Raw genomic sequence first — 17,017 nt, forward strand, 5'->3', positions numbered from 1 at the left:
GCCGGCGGCGCGTGGCGGTCCAATTCACCTACGAATTGGAGCATTGCGCCAAGGGAGTTTATGACTCACACGAGGTTTCGCGCGCGCGACATCCGGCGCCTGCTGGTCGCGCTCGTGCTCGGCGGATCGGCCATGTCGATCACGAATCAGGCGTGCGCCGTCTACGCGATCGCACAATATGGCGAGCCCAAATATCCGGCGGACTTCAAGCATTTCGATTACGTGAACCCCGACGCACCCCGCGACGGCACGCTTGTTCTCGCGAACCCCGATCGCCTGACGAGCTTCGATAAATTCAATCCATTCACGCTGCGCGGCAATCCGGCGCCCGGACTCGGGCTAATGTTCGAGAGCCTGACCACCGGCAGTTCCGACGAAGTCGCGAGCGCGTATTGCCTGCTCGCCGACGACATGGACGTGGCGCCAGATGGCCTTTCGACCACCTTCCACATCAATCCGCAAGCGCGCTTTTCAAATGGCGACGCGGTCACTGCCGAGGACGTCAAGTTCTCGTTCGACACGCTGAAGAGTCCGCAGGCTCTGCCGCAGTTCTCGGTGTACTTCGCGCAGATCGCGCGGGCCGTGGTCGTCAACCGCCTCACGATCCGTTTCGACTACAAGGTTGCGACGCGCGAAATGCCGCTGCTCGCAGGCGGAATCCCGGTGTTTTCGCGCAAGTGGGGCATGAGGCCGGACGGCACGCGCATTCCTTTCGATCAACTCGCGTTCGAGAAGCCGATAGCGAGCGGAGATTATCTGATCGACAAATACGACAACGGCCGCACCATCAGTTACAGGCGGAACCCCAATTACTGGGGCGCCTCGCTGCCGGTGCGCGTGGGCACGCACAACTTTGCGCGCATCGACTACAAGCTGTATTCCGACGCAGTCGCGAAGCTGGAGGCGTTCAGGGCAGGCGAGTACGACGTGCTGGTCGAGAACGTCGCGCAGAGTTGGGTGCGGCGCGACGTCGGCAAGCGCTTTGACAACGGCGAGCTGATCAAGCGCGAGTTTCCTCACCACAACGGCGTCGGCATGCAAGCCTTCTTCATCAATTTGCGACGGCCGATTTTCCGCGACGTGCGGGTACGTCAGGCACTCGATCTCGCGCTCGACTTCCAGTGGCTCAACCGTCAGCTGTTTTTCGATCAGTACAAGCGCACTGGCAGCTTCTTCGCCAACACGGACTTGCAGGCGACCGGTAAGCCAGGCGAAGGCGAGCTAGCGATTCTGGAGCCTTTGCGCGGACAGCTAGACCCGGCCGTGTTCGGCGAGATGCCGCAACAGCCCGACATCGATCCGCCCGGTTCGCTGCGCGCCAATCTCGTCAAGGCGCGCCAACTGCTGGCGCAGGCGGGCTGGACTTATCGCAACGGGGCGCTGCGCAACATGAATGGGCAGCCGTTCGTGTTCGAACTTCTTGACGACAGCGGTAGCGGCACGTCAATGGAGCCGGTCGCCGCCGCGTTCGGCCGCAATCTGCAGAAGCTGGGGATTACGATGAATTTCCGCACCGCGGATTTTGCGCTCGTGCAAAAGCGCCTCGACGCGTTCGACTTCGACATGACAACCGTGCGATTGCCCGATGTCCAGGTGCCGGGTACCGAACAGCTTTCGCGTTTCGGCAGCAAGTATGCGGATCAGCAGGGTTCCGACAATCTGGCCGGCGTGAAGTCGCCGGCTATCGATGCCATTCTGCGACGAGTGGTATCGGCGCAAACGCATCAGGAACTTGCCGACGCGACACACGCGCTCGACCGGGTATTGATGAATGGGTACTACGTGATCCCGCACTGGTATTCCGCAAGTCACCGCATCGCATATAGTCGCGACCTCGGCTATCCCGCGAAGCTTCCGCTATATTTCGCCGCCGACGAATGGGTGCTGTCGACATGGTGGAAAAAGAGTTCGGCCAATGCGAGATAGAGCGCAATAGTCAGTGGCCCATTAGCCGCTTTCTCATGCTCGCGGGGAGCATCCATTAATAGATGCCCTCGCGAATTAACACCCGTTTCCTTAACGGTCGAGCTGCTGAATGCCCGCAAGCCGCCACGCCTGGTCGCCCTGTACGCTGCGAACAATGTTCCACACCTCCTGGAACGGCTGGGCAGCCGCTGCGCCGTCTTCACGCATCTGGCCGTAGAAGCGCACGCTGACGAGCGTCTCGTCCGCGGTGTTTTCCACGCCCAGCACTTCGGCTTCCAGTTGCGGCACTTCCGTACGATTCGGCTCACTGCCGCGGCTTTCCAGATCACGCTTGATTTGCGCGAACATTTCCGGCGTGGTCAATTCGAACAGGTCGCCTTGGTCGTTGCGGTCCCATGCGCCTTGCAGACGCATGAACATGTTTTTCGCCAACGCCACCAACTCGGCCTGATCGAGCCCGAGCGGTTGCACGGGCGCCGTCACCGTGCCCGTTGCTCCGGCCGGATTCGTCGCGGCGCGCTGCATGCCGAAAAAGTTCGTGTCCGGACGCGCGTGACCGGCCTGGTTGTGAAGCGGCGAGCCGTTGGTCTGCGACCGGTTCGCGGCGCCGTGTCCATACGCCAGATCCGGGCGACGCCGATTGGCGATGAACCTGAACAGCATCACGCCGGCAACGACCACGAGACCGATCAGCAGCACGTTCGACAGCATTTGCGCGAGCCCCGCGCCCAGGCCAAGTGACGACAGCAGCGCGGCAATACCAAAGCCGGCGGCGAGGCCTGCCAGCGGACCAAGCCAGCGGTTGCGCGCCGGCGTGGCGGCCGGCGCCTGCGCGGCCTGTTGCGCCGGTTGAGCTTGCTGGCTTCGTTGCGCCGGAGCGGACGGCGACGCCATCTGCGACTGGCGCCCAATGCTTTGACTGCCGCCCACGCGCTTCGCTTGCGCGTCGTTGGCCGCGAGCGCGCCAAGCGCGAGCACGCCCGCGAGACCGAGCGCTACGGTGCCGCGTGTCACCTTGCCGGCAACGCGCCGCAAGCGATCGATAGTTTGCGTATACATATGAACCTCTCTTGATGTGTCAGGGGCCGCCCGCGCCGCGCGTCACCTTTTCGCGGCTACCTTACGGACAGTAAAATTTTTCGTCGTTAAACTTGCCATCGGCCAGCCTGCATTCCGCCATGTGCGGACTGCGAACTGTTGCCGTGAATGTAGTGCTCCAGCTGCTGGATCGTGTGTTCCTGCTCCGACATCTGGCTCTTGATGAGGTCGCCGATCGACACCATTCCAATCACCTGCCCCGCGGCGATCACAGGCAGATACCGTATGCGGTGGCCGGTCATGATTGCCATGCACTCCTCGGTCGTCTGCTCCGGGCCGACGTAGCGCACCGCCGTCGACATGATGTCGCGAACCGGCGTATTACGCGACGAACGGTCCATTAGAACGATCTTGCGCGCGTAATCGCGCTCCGTGACGATGCCGGCAATGCGCCCTTCGTGCGCCACGATCAGCGCGCCAACCTGCCGGTGAGCCATGATCGCAATCGCGTCGTACACCGACGCCGACGCTTCGATCGACCAGACTGTCTGGGACGCTTTCGAACGCAGAAACTGTGCAACGGATGCCATAAGTCACCTCTGTCAGCTCTAATTGCCGCCCGCTAACGCCTCGGGCCGAGCCTTGAATCTAACCGAATGGGAGACAACGGAAAATTCGTATTTTTGTTGCTGATCATTCGAAAAAACCGTAACGTCGTTCGATTGACGGAGGGAGCGTGAACTTCAAGCATCTGTACTACTTCTGGGTCGCGGCACACGCGGGTGGCATCGTCCGTGCCGGTGAGCAACTTCACATCACGCCGCAAACGCTGAGCGGGCAGATCAAACTGCTCGAGGAAGCGCTGGATAAAAAGCTTTTCAAGAAGAGCGGGCGCACGCTCGAACTAACTGATGCGGGCCGGCTGGCGCTCGACTACGCCGACGAGATTTTCTCGCTAGGCTCCGAGCTGGAAAGCGCGGTGCGGCGCGAGCAGGAGGTCGGCACGCAATCCAGGTTTCGCGTCGGCATTGCGGACTCGGTGCCCAAGGCGATTGCGTACCGGCTGCTCGAACCCGCGCTGAGCGCGCCCGCTTCGCTGCGCGTGATCTGCCACGAAGGCAAGCTGCACGCGCTGCTCGCTCAACTGGCCGTGCACCGCCTTGACCTGATCATCGCGGACGCGCCCATTCCCGCCGACGTCAATATCAAGGCGTTTAATCACCCGCTCGGCCGCTCTACCCTGAGCTGCTTTGGCGCTGACGCGCTGCTGCAGGGCGTGCGGAAGCGCTTTCCCATGTCGCTCGGCCAGTTGCCGCTTCTGCTGCCAGGCACCGAATCGGCGGTGCGCCGCAAACTGGATCACTGGCTCGCGTCGCGTGCCATCTCACCGCGCATCGTCGGCGAGTTCGACGATAGCGCGATGGCACTCGCGTTCGGACGCGAAGGCCGCGGCCTGCTCTTCGCGCCGACGGTGCTGGAGAACCAGTTGCAGGCCGAACACAAACTCACTTCCGTCGGGCAAATCAACACCATCGTCGAGGAATTCTTCGCGATCTCGATCGAACGTCGCATTAGTCACCCGGCTGTCGCGACGATCATCGACGCCGCGCGCAGCGAACTGTTCAATGCGTAGCGTCGCGCGCCGTGCGCGCGAACACCGTGACCACCGCGCAACTATTTGATTTGTTTGGTGCGCGGTGCCGACACACCCGTCTGGCCAGGGATAAAGAATCCGCTTCGACAGCCGTTATGCGAACTATGGCGCTGCCTGGCAAGCGCTCCTATCTCTCGCGCTCAACGAACCGTCGAATCCAATAAATGAACCGTCTGACATTGAAACAGAAGTTATGGGTGCCCCTGCTGCTTTGCTGGGCGGCGCTGCTGATCGTCACCGTAGTGAACGCGTTCGAAGCACGTAGCGCACAAATGGACGCACGGCGTTCGGCACTGGCCGATGTGACCGACATGGCGGCCTCGATTGTCGCCGACTACGCGAAGCAGGCGGACGCCGGCAAGCTTTCCGTCGACGAAGCGAAACAGCAAGCCATTGCCCGCGTCAATGCGCAGCGCTACGGCACCTCGGGCTACGTGACGATTGTGCGCAGCGACTCGGTGATGGTCGCGCACCCGATGAGCCCGCAACTCAACGGCAAGGACATGAGCGGCTTTCGCGACGCCAAGGGCAATGCGCTGTATCACGACATCGCCGCCGCGGGCGGTTCGGCCACCGGCGCCGGCTATCTGCGTTACTGGTGGCCGAAGCCCGGCGACACGAAGCCGAGCGAGAAGATCGGCTACGTGAAGCGCTTCGCGCCGTGGAACTGGGACTTCATCGCCGGCGCTTACATGGACGACATTCAGGCGGAGTTCTACGCCACGCTGCTGCGCTCGGGCGGCATGTTGCTGGTGCTGGGCGTAGTCGTGTCCTTTGTCGCGTCGCGCGTGGTGCGCAACGTGTCGCGCTCGATCGGCGGCGAACCGTCGGCTGCGGCGGAAATCGCCACGCGCATCGCACGCGGCGATCTCGCAACACGTATCGATTTGCGCCGCGACGACACCTCCAGCCTGCTGTTCTCGTTGCGTGAAATGCGCGATCAGCTTGCAGCCACCGTCGCACGCATCAAGAATTCGGCCGAAACGATCACGGTCGCCTCGAAGGAAATCGCCGCGGGCAATCTGGACCTGTCAAGCCGTACCGAAGAACAGGCCGCGTCGTTGCAACAAACCGCCGCCAGCATGGACGAGCTCACCAAGACCGTCACGCAGAACGCGGGCAACGCAGCAACTGCATCGGAACTGGCAAAGGACGCATCGAGCATCGCCGCGCGCGGCGGCGAAGTCGTCAACGACGTCGTTCAGAAGATGGCCGGCATCACGGACAGCTCACGCAAGATCGGCGAGATCATCAGCGTGATCGAAGGCATTGCGTTCCAGACGAATATTCTCGCGCTCAACGCAGCCGTGGAAGCAGCACGCGCGGGTGAGGAAGGCCGCGGCTTTGCGGTCGTCGCCGGTGAAGTCCGCAATCTCGCGCAGCGCAGCGCGACAGCCGCGAAAGAGATCAAGGTGTTGATCGACCAGTCGGTCGAGCAGGTCGGCGAGGGTTCGACGTTAGCCGGGAAGGCCGGCAGTACGATTGGCGAGGTGGTAGAGGCGGTGGGCCGCGTCACGGCGATCATGAACGAAATCGCGGCGGCGTCGAATGAACAGAGTTCCGGCATCGGCGAAGTGAACCTCGCGATTCGCCAGATGGACGACGTCACGCAGCGCAATGCCGCACTGGTCGAACAGGCTGCAGCCGCGGCAGGTTCGCTCGATGAGCAGACCGAGCAGTTGCGCGAGGCTGTCGCGGTGTTCAAAGTCGGCCAGCCTGCCTGATCCGGCTGTTGCGTTCAAACGGAACGCGCATAAAAAAAGGTGCCGCGAACGGCACCTTTTTGTACAACAAGCAGCTTCTGTTGAAGCTTAGAAGCGGTGACGCAGACCGACCGTAGCAGCCGTCTGGTTCTTCGACGACGACGGAGCTTGCGTGATGTCGCCGCTGTAGATCGAAGCGACACCGCCGTCGCCCATTGCGTGCTGGTACACGGCTTGAGCGTAGACGTCCGTACGACGCGACAGAGCGTAGTCAGCTTGCAGGCCGATCTGGTGGTAACGAACCGACGTCGAGCCACCGTTTGCGGCAGTGCCATAGCCCTTGCCGTCGGTGAACGTGTACGCCACGCCCAGGCCGAGAGCCGGGGTCAGGTTGTACTTGCCGTTGACTTCGTAGTTGTTAGCGCGCAGCGATTGCTGAACGCCTGCAACGTTGTCGATACGCGATTGCGTCCATGCCAGACCGACAGTTGCCGGGCCGAAAGCGTACGAACCTGCTGCACCGAATTCACGCTGACGGAAGTTGCCCGTTGCGCCCAGGAAGCCGCCGTCGGTCGCGCCGCCGTTGCTAGCCGTGCCAGCAGCGTTCGTTGCGCCCGGGTTGTTCTGCTGTGCGTAAGCAGCGCCCAAACGCAGACCTTGCCACTGGTAAGCAGCACCGAGGCTGTATTCGCGGTTGTTTGCGAATGCGCCAGCCTGGTTCGAGAAGCCGTACGTGCCGCCGAACGTGAAGCCAGCGTAGTTAGCGCTCGAGTACTTGACCGAGTTGTTAACTGCGAAGCCGCCGTTCGTGTTCAGGTTGTCGTTGTTGAACGGGTGCGCGAAGTACGTGCCGCCCCAGCTGCCCGTTGCAGTCAGCGGTGCCAGGAAGTCTTGCGCTGCGTCGTATTGACGGCCCAGCGTGACCGAACCGAATTGCGCGCTCGACAGACCGACGAATGCCTGACGGTTGAACATGCCGTTGTTGTTAGCGAAACGGCCGTTGTTGACGTTAAAGCCGCTTTCCAACGTGAAGATTGCCTTCAGGCCGCCACCCAGGTCTTCCGAACCGCGCAGACCGAAACGGCTCTGGTCGATGCCGCCGCTGCCGGCTGCCCACTTCGAGTTGTGAGCAACGTTGCTCGTGTAGGTCACGCCAGCGTCCAGCAGACCGTACAGGGTGACGCTGCTTTGTGCGTGAGCGACGGAAGCGAACGATGCGGCAACCGCAACGACGATAAGACTCTTTTTCATGCGTGGGACTCCTGTTCGATAAATTTTCGCGGGGGAGCGGGACCAGCCTCGGTAGTACGCGAACGCGCCACCGCCCTTATCGCCGAACCGTTCTGGCCCGGCTGGGGCACCCTCTAAACGAAGCGTGAGTGTAGGGGGCCACCCGGACAACGGACGCCCGCAATTCGCACAACACGGTCTTGCCGATTTGGCAATAATCGATTGCCCTTAGGGGCTAAGTCTTTGTTTTTGGGAAAGTTATCGCAATGAGGGTCAGGCCATCGACCTGCTCCGGACATAAATTATTTGCAACTTTTCAATAACTAAAGTTGTGCGAATGCAACAGCCTGTAATACGGCCGAAGTAATGCGCGGCGTAGAAAAGCGCACTTCCGGAATGAATAGTTGATGATTAATTGCGCAGTGTGGGCGTCATTACGGGCGCGGGATCAATCATTTGAAAAGGCGGGGAACTTAATTGACTGGATATAGTCGCTTTAATCCACGCCTATTCGCGATAACCGGTTATCGCGGCATTCAGCGACTTTAATCAACGTGATTATTTGCGTGAACTGCTGGCGCCGTGAGCAACCGGAGAACGTTGGCCGCAGCGCTTCCGGCCGAGCCAATGAAAAGCCGCGCTTCGGGCGGTCGTGGGGAAAGTGCGGCACAAATGCCGCATAAATACGTATTGATGGCTAGTAAGTGAAGCCTTCAGCACGGGCGTGTCCGGAGGTGAACTGCGACGCCGACCGCCGCGTGACCCACCCTGTGCTGAAAGCGGACGGCAATGCATCGAACAGCCTTCCATCTACATTAACGGCACGACCGTGCGCCTTTTTACACGTAGATTCCCTAATTCCAGCAGTGCTGTTGCCATGCTCTGCGGCGGCTGGCGAGACTGCCTTAGAGTGCCTTGTCGTCGGGAGCGCTGCCTGGGGTCAGCGGGTCCGTGTCTGGCGGCGTGCCGGGCAGCGGGCGCGGCTGCTCTTCTGGCGCGTCGAGCGGCTGATTCGAAGGGTCGGCTACGGGATCGACGGTCGGATCGGTTTGCATGACAGGCTCCTGTGGACGGGAAGGACTCCCGCCGACAGCATCGCAACCGTTATTCCCGCGAACGGCGCTCGCAGCGCGTGCTGCCGCACCCATGCGCGACGATGTAGAAACCGCCGAAGCCACAAGTGAAATTTTCACAAGGCGTCAGTGCGGCGTCCCACATACATCAATGACGGTCCGGCCCGCGCTGCGAGGAATCGCCGGCGGCGCCAGTAAGAAACGGCTCCAGCCCGAATAGCCACGCGAAGCAGAACGTCACCGCCGGCAGCAGCCCGATCTGGCGGTGAGCCGCGCCCTCGCTCACGCCTGCGAGGGGAGTCGCGAGCAGCGGTTGCGACTGGGGAAACTCGGTAGCAGTCTGGTCAGGTTGCATGGTTGTTCTCGTTATCGAAGCTGAGTGGACACAAGGGCATCGAGCGCTGAGCAAACCGTGTGCCTGCTGCCGCGTTGCATTTTGTGCGGCTTTTAGCAACAGCCGGTGATGGTCAGTGTTTACCCGTCCACCTGCTTTTCGAGCTTGCACCTGCCAGCGAGGCGACACAAAATGTAAGCGCTATCATCAATCCCCCGGCCGCCGTAAGAGCTCCCGTCGTAAAAACTGCGAACGCTTGCGTTTCAAATGTAAGCGCTAACAGTAGAGTTGGTGGTCTGCAGTTTGAAGGTACGCAAGGGATCAAGCGCCGATCTCCACCACGAAGGTGGCATACCCCCGCCAGCGCCCGCTTGAATCGCCGCACAACTCACGGTCGCCCGACATCGCATCGGTGCGCCCCGCCTGAATCGCAACATGAAACGGAGACAACGATCATGAGCGCAACCTCGAGTCACGAGCAGCCCCCGCCGAAAATCCGCCGCGCCCAGGTCGTGGCGCTCACGCTGCTGATGGTGAGCGGCATCGTCAACTATCTTGACCGCGGAACGCTCGCCGTCGCCAATCCGTTGATCCGTCACGACATGGGCCTGACGCTCGGGCAAATGGGACTGCTGCTGTCCGCATTCTCGTGGAGCTATGCGCTCTTCCAGTTGCCGGTAGGCGGCCTTGTCGACCGGATAGGACCGCGCAAACTTCTCGGCATGGGGTTGATCGTGTGGTCGCTCGCGCAGGCCGCGGGCGGCTTCGTCTCAACGTTCGGCTGGTTCGTGCTTGCGCGGATCCTGCTCGGCATCGGCGAAGCGCCTCAATTTCCGTCGGCAGCCCGCGTGGTCAGCAACTGGTTTCCGTTGCGCGAACGCGGCAAGCCGACCGGCATCTTCAATTCGGCGTCACCGCTCGGAACCGCGCTCGCGCCGCTCTGCCTGTCGGTGCTCGTCGTGAACTTCCACTGGCGATGGGCATTCATCGCGACCGGCGCGGCCGGTCTGATCGTTGCAGCCGTATGGTTTGCGGTTTATCGCGACCCGGTCAAGGCGACCATGAGCGAGGCGGAGCGCCGCTATCTGGAAGGCGACGAAGCGGACCGTAAGCCTGCACCGGCCGTCACGTTCGCCGAATGGCGCTCGCTGTTCTCGCACGGCACCACGTGGGGCATGCTGATCGGCTTTTTCGGCTCCGTTTATCTGAACTGGGTCTATCTGACATGGCTGCCAGGCTATCTGACCATGGAGCGTCACATGAGCCTGATGCACACCGGCGTCGCCGCGTCGGTGCCGTTTTTCTGCGGTTTCCTCGGCTCGCTCACGGCCGGCTGGTTTTCCGATCTCATCACGAGCCGCAGCGCGAGCCCGGTGGCGAGCCGCCGTAACGCCGTGGTCATTGCAATGCTGGGCATGGTCGCGTTCACGATTCCGGCCGCGCTTGTGGAGAGCAACGTGCTGGCAATCGTGTGTATCTCGGTCGTGATCTTTCTCGCCAACGCCGCATCCGCGAGTTCGTGGGCGCTCGCGACAGCAGCCGCGCCGCCGAACCGCGTCGGCTCGCTCGGCGCGATTCAGAATTTCGGCGGCTTTCTCGGCGGCGCACTCGCGCCGATTTTCACCGGCTATATCGCGCAGACGTGGTCGTTCGTGCCGGCCTTGCTGACAGCCGCGGGCATCGCGTTTATCGGCGCGATGAGTTATCTGCTGCTGGTGCGCAAGCCGATCGCCGACACGCCCGCCACGAACGAGACGATCCAGGCACCGGCATGAACCGTTCGCCTCTCGCCCGTCCAATCAAATTCTTCTGGAGCACAACAACATGACAATCGCGAAGCCACCCACCGTGTCAATTGAAGGGATTGTTCCCGTGATGCTGACGCCGTTCGACGACTCGGGCGCGATCGACTACGCCGGCCTTGAACGTCTGATCGAATGGTATCTCGCGCAGGGATCGGACGCGCTTTTTGCGGTCGCGCAGTCGAGCGAGATGCAGTTTCTTACGCTCGCCGAGCGCGGCGCTCTTGGACGATTCGTCGTCGAGAAGGTCGCCGGGCGAATCCCTGTCGTGGTGTCCGGCCACATCAGCGACGATCCGGACGCGCAAGCCGAAGAACTGAACGTTGCGGCAGCGACGGGCGCACAAGCCATTGTGTTAGTCACCAACCGGCTCGATCCCGCGCGCGAGGGCATGCAGGCATTCGCCGCGAATCTGAAGCGATTGCTCGCGCGTCTTCCGTCCGACCTGCCGCTCGGCCTGTACGAGTGCCCCGCACCGTATCGACGACTTCTTTCGGATGACGAACTAAAACTATGCATCGACACTGGCCGCTTCATCATGCTGAAGGACGTGAGCTGCGATCTCGCGACCGTGAAGCGCCGCGTCGCGCTGGCGCAAGGCTCGCCGCTGAAGATCCTCAACGCCAACGCGGCGATTGCGTGGGACGCGATGAAAGCCGGTTCGGCAGGCTTTAACGGCGTGTTCACCAACTTTCATACTGACCTGTACAAATGGCTGCGCAACGACGCGACCCGGGACCCTGCCCTCGCAGATGAACTCGCGACGTTCCTCGTGCTCGCCGCCGTCTCCGAATCGCTCGGCTATCCCGCGCTTGCGAAGATGTACCACCAGCGCATCGGCACGTTCAATTCGATTCGCTGCCGCGTAATCGACTACGACGTCCGCGAACGGTTCTGGGCGCTGGATGCGATACTCGACAAGATCGTGGCCGGCACCGAGCATTTCCGCGCTCGCATCGCAGCACTGGATTCGAGCCGCTAGCGATAACCCGTGCCTCGGGCGATCGTCGCGGCTACGCCAAGAGTGACGCAACGGTAAGATGTCAGGCTTCCAGCTTCACCCCGCACTCCGAACTCATGTCCGACACGCCCGACACACCAGACACAACCGGCTTCGCCGCTACAGCCCGAACTCAGACGAGCCGCGTGCGCCGCGGGACGGGCCGCACGGTGTTGTCGGATGTCGCGAAGCTGGCGGGCGTATCGACGGCGACCGTATCGCGCGTCTACAACGAGCCGGAGAAAGTATCGGCTGTGGTGCGCGAGCGCGTCGAACAGGCGGCGCTCGCGCTGAACTGGTTTCCCAACGCCGCGGGGCGCGCGCTTGCGTCTACGCGCAGCCACATCGCCGGCATCATCATTCCCACGCTCGACGACCAGGTGTTCGCCTCGCAGGTAAGCGGCATGCAAGCCGCGTTTGCGACGCGCGGCATTACGCTCGTTCTCGGCTGCTCGAACTACGATCCCACGCAAGCGCTCGTGCAGGTGCGCGCGATGCTCGCGCGAGGCGTCGAGGCAATGGCAATCGTGGGTGAGGCGCATCCGCCAGAACTTTTCGACGCGTTGCGGCTCTACCGCGTGCCGTATGCGGTGACGTACGCGTACCGCAAAGAGAGTCCGCACGTCTGCATCGGCTTCGACAATTTCGCGGCGTATGTGCAAATGACCGAACATCTGATCGCCCTCGGTCATCGCTCATTCGCGGTGTGCATCCAGCCGACGCGCGACAACGACCGGGTGCAGGCGCGCGTCGCCGGTATTCGGGCGGCGCTCGAACGGCACGGCCTCGCGGTGCGACCCGAACACATGTGCGACGGGGAATCGACAATCGCATTCGGGCGCCGCAGTCTGCGCTCCATCTGGCAAGCGGCGAGCGAACGCCCGACTGCTCTTATCTGCGGCAACGATCACATCGCGCTTGGCGTGCTGCGCGAAGCGGAAGAACTCGGCATCGCCATACCGCGAGAGCTATCAGTAACGGGTTTCGACGATCTCGAGATATCCAGAGAGATTCACCCCACGCTCACCACGATGCGCGTGGATACGCGTGAGATCGGACAACTCACCGCGCAATATCTGCTCGACATGCTAGACGGAAAGCGGGCGCAACGCGGTCAAGAAGTGCACGCGCTACTGCAGGTCAGAGAGTCGACGGGGCCGGCGTCACGATAAGACAACGTTGCGTGCCGCCGTGTCGTATGCGCGCCGCAAGCGCTTTGCGCCTTCTTCGATATCGGCAATACCCGGCGCCGCAAACGACAAACGCAACGACGCAGGGTCGATCCTGTCCGCGAAAAATGCCTTGCCCGGCACGAACATGACCTTGTTCTCGATAGCGTGCTGTAGAAGCGCAGAGGCGTCGATGCCTTCGATACGCGCCCAGACAAACATGCCGCCGTCAGGCCGATGAAACTGGAGCGTATCGCCAAACTGCGAGCGCAGTGCTTCGCATAGCGCCTCGCATTTGCGCCCGTACATTTCGGTGATGCGCGGCAGGTGTCGTTCGAGCGCACCGTCGGCCAGATATTCGGCGGCAATGGCCTGCGTCCACGGCGCACTGCACAGGTCGACGGTCTGCTTTGCAATCACACAACGGCGCGTGATTTCGGCCGGTGCGATTGTCCAACCTACGCGCAGTCCAGGCGCGACGATCTTCGAAAGGCTTGCGAAATGCACGACCCAGTCACGTGAGCCCTCTACTTCGGCCGCAAGGGAGATGATCGACGGAACCGCGACTCCGGAAAAGCGCAGATCGCCGTACGGGTCGTCTTCGACAATAAGAAATTTGTATTGCACCGCAAGCTTCAGCAAGGCGATGCGGCGCTCCCGCGTGATGGTTGCGCCGGTCGGATTGGCAAACGTCGGAACCGTATAGAGCAGCTTCGGGCGCGCAACCCTACCCGACGCCAGAAGCTCGGCGAGATGGTCGACGTCGAGGCCGTGCGCATCCACCGGCACGGTAACGATTTTCGCCTGCTGAAGCTTCAGTGCCTGAAGCGTTGCCGGATACGCAGGCTGTTCGGTGAACACGACATCGCCCGGGCTCACCAGCACGCGAAGCAGCAGGTCGAGCCCCTGCTGGGAGCCCGTAGTCACCAGCATTTCGTTCAACGCGCATGGCACGCCACGACGCGCCATCAGGCTTATGAGCTCGTGCTTCAGACGCGGCAAACCGTCGGTCGGCCCGTACTGCAAACAGGAGTTCGGGTCCTGATATGCGCGAGCTTCGGCCTGCTGCAAACCGTCGACATCGAACAGATCGCTAGCCGGATAGCCGCCCGCGAACGAAATCATGCCTGGCTCACCCAGATACTTGAACAGTTCACGAATCGGAGAGCCCGAAGGATTCTGGAAAGGAGCGGTGAATTCGTACATGTTTTCGGCGGCTGACCCTAGGTCGTCACGCATTATTCGTGGTCGCCTACACCACGTTTTTTTCCACGATGGGGCGGTTTTCGAGCAGACGGTCCCAGTTCAGCGAAGAGAGATCGAGCGACACGTAGCGTCCCTTCAGAATCAGTTCGCTTACGCCGCGGCCCGTTGCGGGGCCTTGCTGAAGACCATGTCCGCTGTACCCGTTCGCGAACACGCAGTTTTCGATTTGCGGGTGATAGCCGATGATCGCGTTGTGGTCGAATACGTTGTACTCGTAATAGCCTGACCAGCAGTTCGCGACACGCAGCGCTTCGAACTCGGGCACACGATGCGCAAGCGTCGGCCAGATGACGTCGTCGAAAAGGCGGTGATCTACCTCGTCGAGCGGCAGATCGTCAGGATCGTTATCCGCGCCCGGCGATGTGCCGCAAATGTAGGTCTTCCCTTCCGGCCGGAAATAGACGCCGGTCGGATCGATCAGCAACGGACAGTCTGCGAGGCGAGCCGGAGACGACACATTGAAAATGCTGCGACGGCGAGCAAAGACCGGAATGTCGATGTCCATCATGCCGGCAATCTTCCGCGCCCATGCGCCTGCCGCGTTCACGACCGTATCGCAGGCGAAGCGCTCGCCATTGCTGGCGATGACGTGCGTGATCTTGCGGCCCTCGCGAACGACACCGGTTACATCGGCGGCAATGTAGCGCGCGCCGAGCGACTGCGCTTTCTTGCGAAGCGCCTGCACGAGGCCATAGCCGTCGAACCATCCTTCGCCGCTCTCCCCGAAGGCGCCCGACGTGAGGTCGGCCACATTCAGCCAGGGGAACCTGGCTTTCAGCGCTTGCTGGTCCATCAGATTGATGTCCGCGCCAAGGCTCTTCTGCAACGCGTGATTTTCGCGCAGCGTTGCGTCGCCGGCGGCCGTGGCGAGGAACAGGTAACCGCCTTCATGCAAATCGATCGAGGGCTTGCTACCGTCCACTTCAAGAAGCTCGCCGATATTGCGCAGAAAGTCGATACCGTACAGCGACATCTGAATCGATAACGGCGTGGAGAACTGCTGCCGGATCGAAGCGGCCGATAATGCCGACGACGACTTCGCGTAGCTCGGATCACGTTCGATCACGGACACGGAAACCGTCGGATCAGAAGCGCGCAAGAAGTAAGCAATAGAACTGCCGATAACGCCGCCACCGACAATAACGACTTGTGAACTCACGACTCGCTCCAGGTTGCACATGACCGGGCTGCCCCGGAAAGGGCCCGCCGGGATACAGTGACCGACTTGTCCGGCAGGGCCGCAACGACAGCTCGCGTAAAAAACGGCTGTGGTTAAACAGCCGTGTACGTGCAGCGCAAAACGCTCAGCCGATGTTGAAATCGATGCCCTGAGCGAGCGGCAGTGCCGACGAATAGTTGACGGTGTTGGTCGCGCGCCGCATATAAGCTTTCCACGAGTCGGAGCCCGATTCGCGACCGCCGCCCGTTTCCTTCTCGCCGCCGAATGCGCCGCCAATTTCCGCGCCGCTCGGTCCGATATTCACGTTCGCGATACCGCAGTCGCTGCCCGACGCCGACAGGAAGCGCTCCGCTTCACGCAGGTCAGTCGTGAAGACACATGACGAAAGACCATGAACCGCTGCGTTGTTTCCGCCGATCGCGTCGTCGAAGTCGCTGTACTTCAGCACGTAGAGAATCGGGGCGAACGTTTCCTTCAGCACGACCGACGTTTGCGAAGGCATTTCGACGATGGCCGGACGAACGTAGAAGCCCTTCTCATTGCCGGCAACCGCATGACGTTCGCCGCCGAACACCTTGCCGCCTTCGCTCTTTGCCTGTTCGAGCGCCGCTTGCATGCGGTTGAACGACTGCTCGTCGATCAGCGGTCCCATCAGCACGCCCTGCTCCAGCGGATTGCCGATCACCACCTTGCTGTATAGCGCCTTCAAACGTTCGACGGCCTTGTCGTACACGCTTTCGTGAACGAACAGGCGGCGCAGCGACGTGCAGCGCTGACCGGCCGTGCCGACCGCAGAAAAGACGATACCGCGCAGCGCCAGTTCCATATCGGCGCTGCCGGAGACGATGCCCGCATTATTGCCGCCGAGTTCGAGAATCGAGCGGCCAAAACGGCGCGCCACTTCGACGCCGACCGCGCGGCCCATTTCCGTGCTCCCCGTCGCGCTCACGATGTTGGAACGCGGGTCGGCAACCAGCTTGGCGCCGACCTCGCGGCCACCGTTCACGACGCTCGTCAGGCCTTCGGGAGCGTCGCCGAATTCCTTCAACGCGTCTTGCAGGATCTTGTCGACTGCCAGCGCGGTGAGCGGTGTCTTTTCCGATGGTTTCCAGACGACCGCATTGCCGCACACCAGCGCGAGCGCGGCATTCCACGACCACACGGCTGCGGGAAAGTTGAACGCGGAAATGACCGTGCACACGCCGAGCGGATGCCAAGTTTCAGCCATGCGATGGCCCGGACGCTCCGACGCGATCGTCAAGCCGTAAAGCTGACGCGACAGGCCGACCGCGAAATCGCAGATGTCGATCATTTCCTGCACTTCGCCGAGGCCTTCCTGAAGGATCTTGCCGGTCTCGAGCGTGATGATGCTGCCGAGCGCATGCTTCTGCTCGCGCAGCTTGTTACCCAGCAGACGCACCAGTTCTCCGCGGCGCGGCGCCGGCACGTTGCGCCAGCTTGCGTAAGCCTTCTGGGCGCTGGCCAGCGCGGCGTCGACCTCGGCGACCGTCCGGCTCGCCACGCGGCCGATGAGTTCGCCGTTGATCGGCGAATGGACGGCAATGTCGCCCGCTTCGGCGAGATGGGAAATGCCGAGTTCCGAGAGAATGGCGGATGCTTTCACGATTGAGACCTCTTTGAA

Annotated in this window: 14 protein-coding genes; 6 read left to right on the forward strand and 8 right to left on the reverse strand. The window is 61.8% G+C overall.

Going from position 1 to position 17,017, the window contains the following annotated elements:
* Positions 1–60: 60 nt before the first annotated feature.
* The gene (locus tag H281_RS0109415) at positions 61–1,926 is read left to right on the forward strand and encodes an extracellular solute-binding protein (RefSeq protein WP_020066854.1); all 1,866 of its coding nucleotides are present in this window, start codon (positions 61–63) and stop codon (positions 1,924–1,926) included.
* 90 nt (positions 1,927–2,016) lie between these two features.
* On the opposite strand, the gene H281_RS0109420 is transcribed toward H281_RS0109415, so the two are convergent.
* Entirely contained in the window at positions 2,017–2,985 is a 969-nt protein-coding gene (locus tag H281_RS0109420) for a Tim44 domain-containing protein (protein ID WP_020066855.1), read from the reverse strand.
* 86 nt (positions 2,986–3,071) lie between these two features.
* Entirely contained in the window at positions 3,072–3,554 is a 483-nt protein-coding gene (locus H281_RS0109425) for a CBS domain-containing protein (protein ID WP_020066856.1), read from the reverse strand.
* Between the two features lie 146 nt (positions 3,555–3,700).
* Here H281_RS0109425 and nhaR point away from each other — a divergent pair, with 146 nt between their 5' ends.
* Positions 3,701–4,597: a transcriptional activator NhaR gene (gene nhaR, locus H281_RS0109430; protein ID WP_020066857.1), complete on the forward strand. Its 897-nt coding sequence runs from the start codon at positions 3,701–3,703 to the stop codon at positions 4,595–4,597.
* Between the two features lie 185 nt (positions 4,598–4,782).
* Complete coding sequence (locus tag H281_RS0109435) at positions 4,783–6,342, forward strand: methyl-accepting chemotaxis protein (RefSeq protein WP_020066858.1); 1,560 nt, start codon at positions 4,783–4,785, stop codon at positions 6,340–6,342.
* A gap of 87 nt (positions 6,343–6,429) precedes the next feature.
* Here the strand turns inward: H281_RS0109435 and H281_RS0109440 are convergent, their stop codons facing one another.
* The 3 genes from H281_RS0109440 to H281_RS0109450 form a co-directional block, all read right to left on the reverse strand.
* On the reverse strand, positions 6,430–7,572 hold the full coding sequence (locus H281_RS0109440) for a porin (RefSeq protein ID WP_020066859.1): 1,143 nt from the start codon (positions 7,570–7,572) through the stop codon (positions 6,430–6,432).
* 884 nt (positions 7,573–8,456) lie between these two features.
* Positions 8,457–8,606, reverse strand: coding sequence for a hypothetical protein (locus H281_RS36765; protein ID WP_020066860.1), 150 nt, complete (start codon positions 8,604–8,606; stop codon positions 8,457–8,459).
* 166 nt (positions 8,607–8,772) lie between these two features.
* A complete protein-coding gene (locus tag H281_RS0109450) occupies positions 8,773–8,979 on the reverse strand; it encodes a hypothetical protein (protein ID WP_020066861.1) in 207 nt (68 codons plus the stop codon).
* A gap of 434 nt (positions 8,980–9,413) precedes the next feature.
* Between H281_RS0109450 and H281_RS0109455 the strand changes: the two genes are divergently transcribed.
* From H281_RS0109455 to H281_RS0109465, 3 genes are all read left to right on the forward strand, one after another.
* Positions 9,414–10,733 carry an MFS transporter gene (locus H281_RS0109455; protein WP_020066862.1) on the forward strand — a complete coding sequence of 440 codons (1,320 nt, stop codon included), beginning with the start codon at positions 9,414–9,416 and terminating at the stop codon, positions 10,731–10,733.
* Positions 10,734–10,782: 49 nt separating this feature from the next.
* Positions 10,783–11,742, forward strand: coding sequence for a dihydrodipicolinate synthase family protein (locus tag H281_RS0109460; RefSeq protein ID WP_020066863.1), 960 nt, complete (start codon positions 10,783–10,785; stop codon positions 11,740–11,742).
* Positions 11,743–11,837: 95 nt separating this feature from the next.
* Positions 11,838–12,932: a LacI family DNA-binding transcriptional regulator gene (locus tag H281_RS0109465; protein WP_206362263.1), complete on the forward strand. Its 1,095-nt coding sequence runs from the start codon at positions 11,838–11,840 to the stop codon at positions 12,930–12,932.
* On the opposite strand, the gene H281_RS0109470 is transcribed toward H281_RS0109465, so the two are convergent.
* From H281_RS0109470 to amaB, 3 genes are all read right to left on the reverse strand, one after another.
* On the reverse strand, positions 12,924–14,135 hold the full coding sequence (locus tag H281_RS0109470; protein WP_027804443.1) for an aminotransferase-like domain-containing protein: 1,212 nt from the start codon (positions 14,133–14,135) through the stop codon (positions 12,924–12,926). The genes H281_RS0109465 and H281_RS0109470 overlap by 9 nt on opposite strands.
* A 46-nt stretch (positions 14,136–14,181) precedes the next feature.
* Positions 14,182–15,354, reverse strand: coding sequence for an NAD(P)/FAD-dependent oxidoreductase (locus tag H281_RS0109475; protein ID WP_020066866.1), 1,173 nt, complete (start codon positions 15,352–15,354; stop codon positions 14,182–14,184).
* Between the two features lie 145 nt (positions 15,355–15,499).
* Positions 15,500–16,999 (reverse strand): L-piperidine-6-carboxylate dehydrogenase, encoded by a 1,500-nt coding sequence (gene amaB, locus H281_RS0109480; RefSeq protein ID WP_027804444.1) that lies wholly within the window; start codon positions 16,997–16,999, stop codon positions 15,500–15,502.
* Between the last annotated feature and the right edge of the window lie 18 nt (positions 17,000–17,017).

Origin of the sequence: Paraburkholderia caledonica (assembly GCF_000383275.1) — a bacterium.
Lineage (GTDB): Bacteria > Pseudomonadota > Gammaproteobacteria > Burkholderiales > Burkholderiaceae > Paraburkholderia > Paraburkholderia caledonica.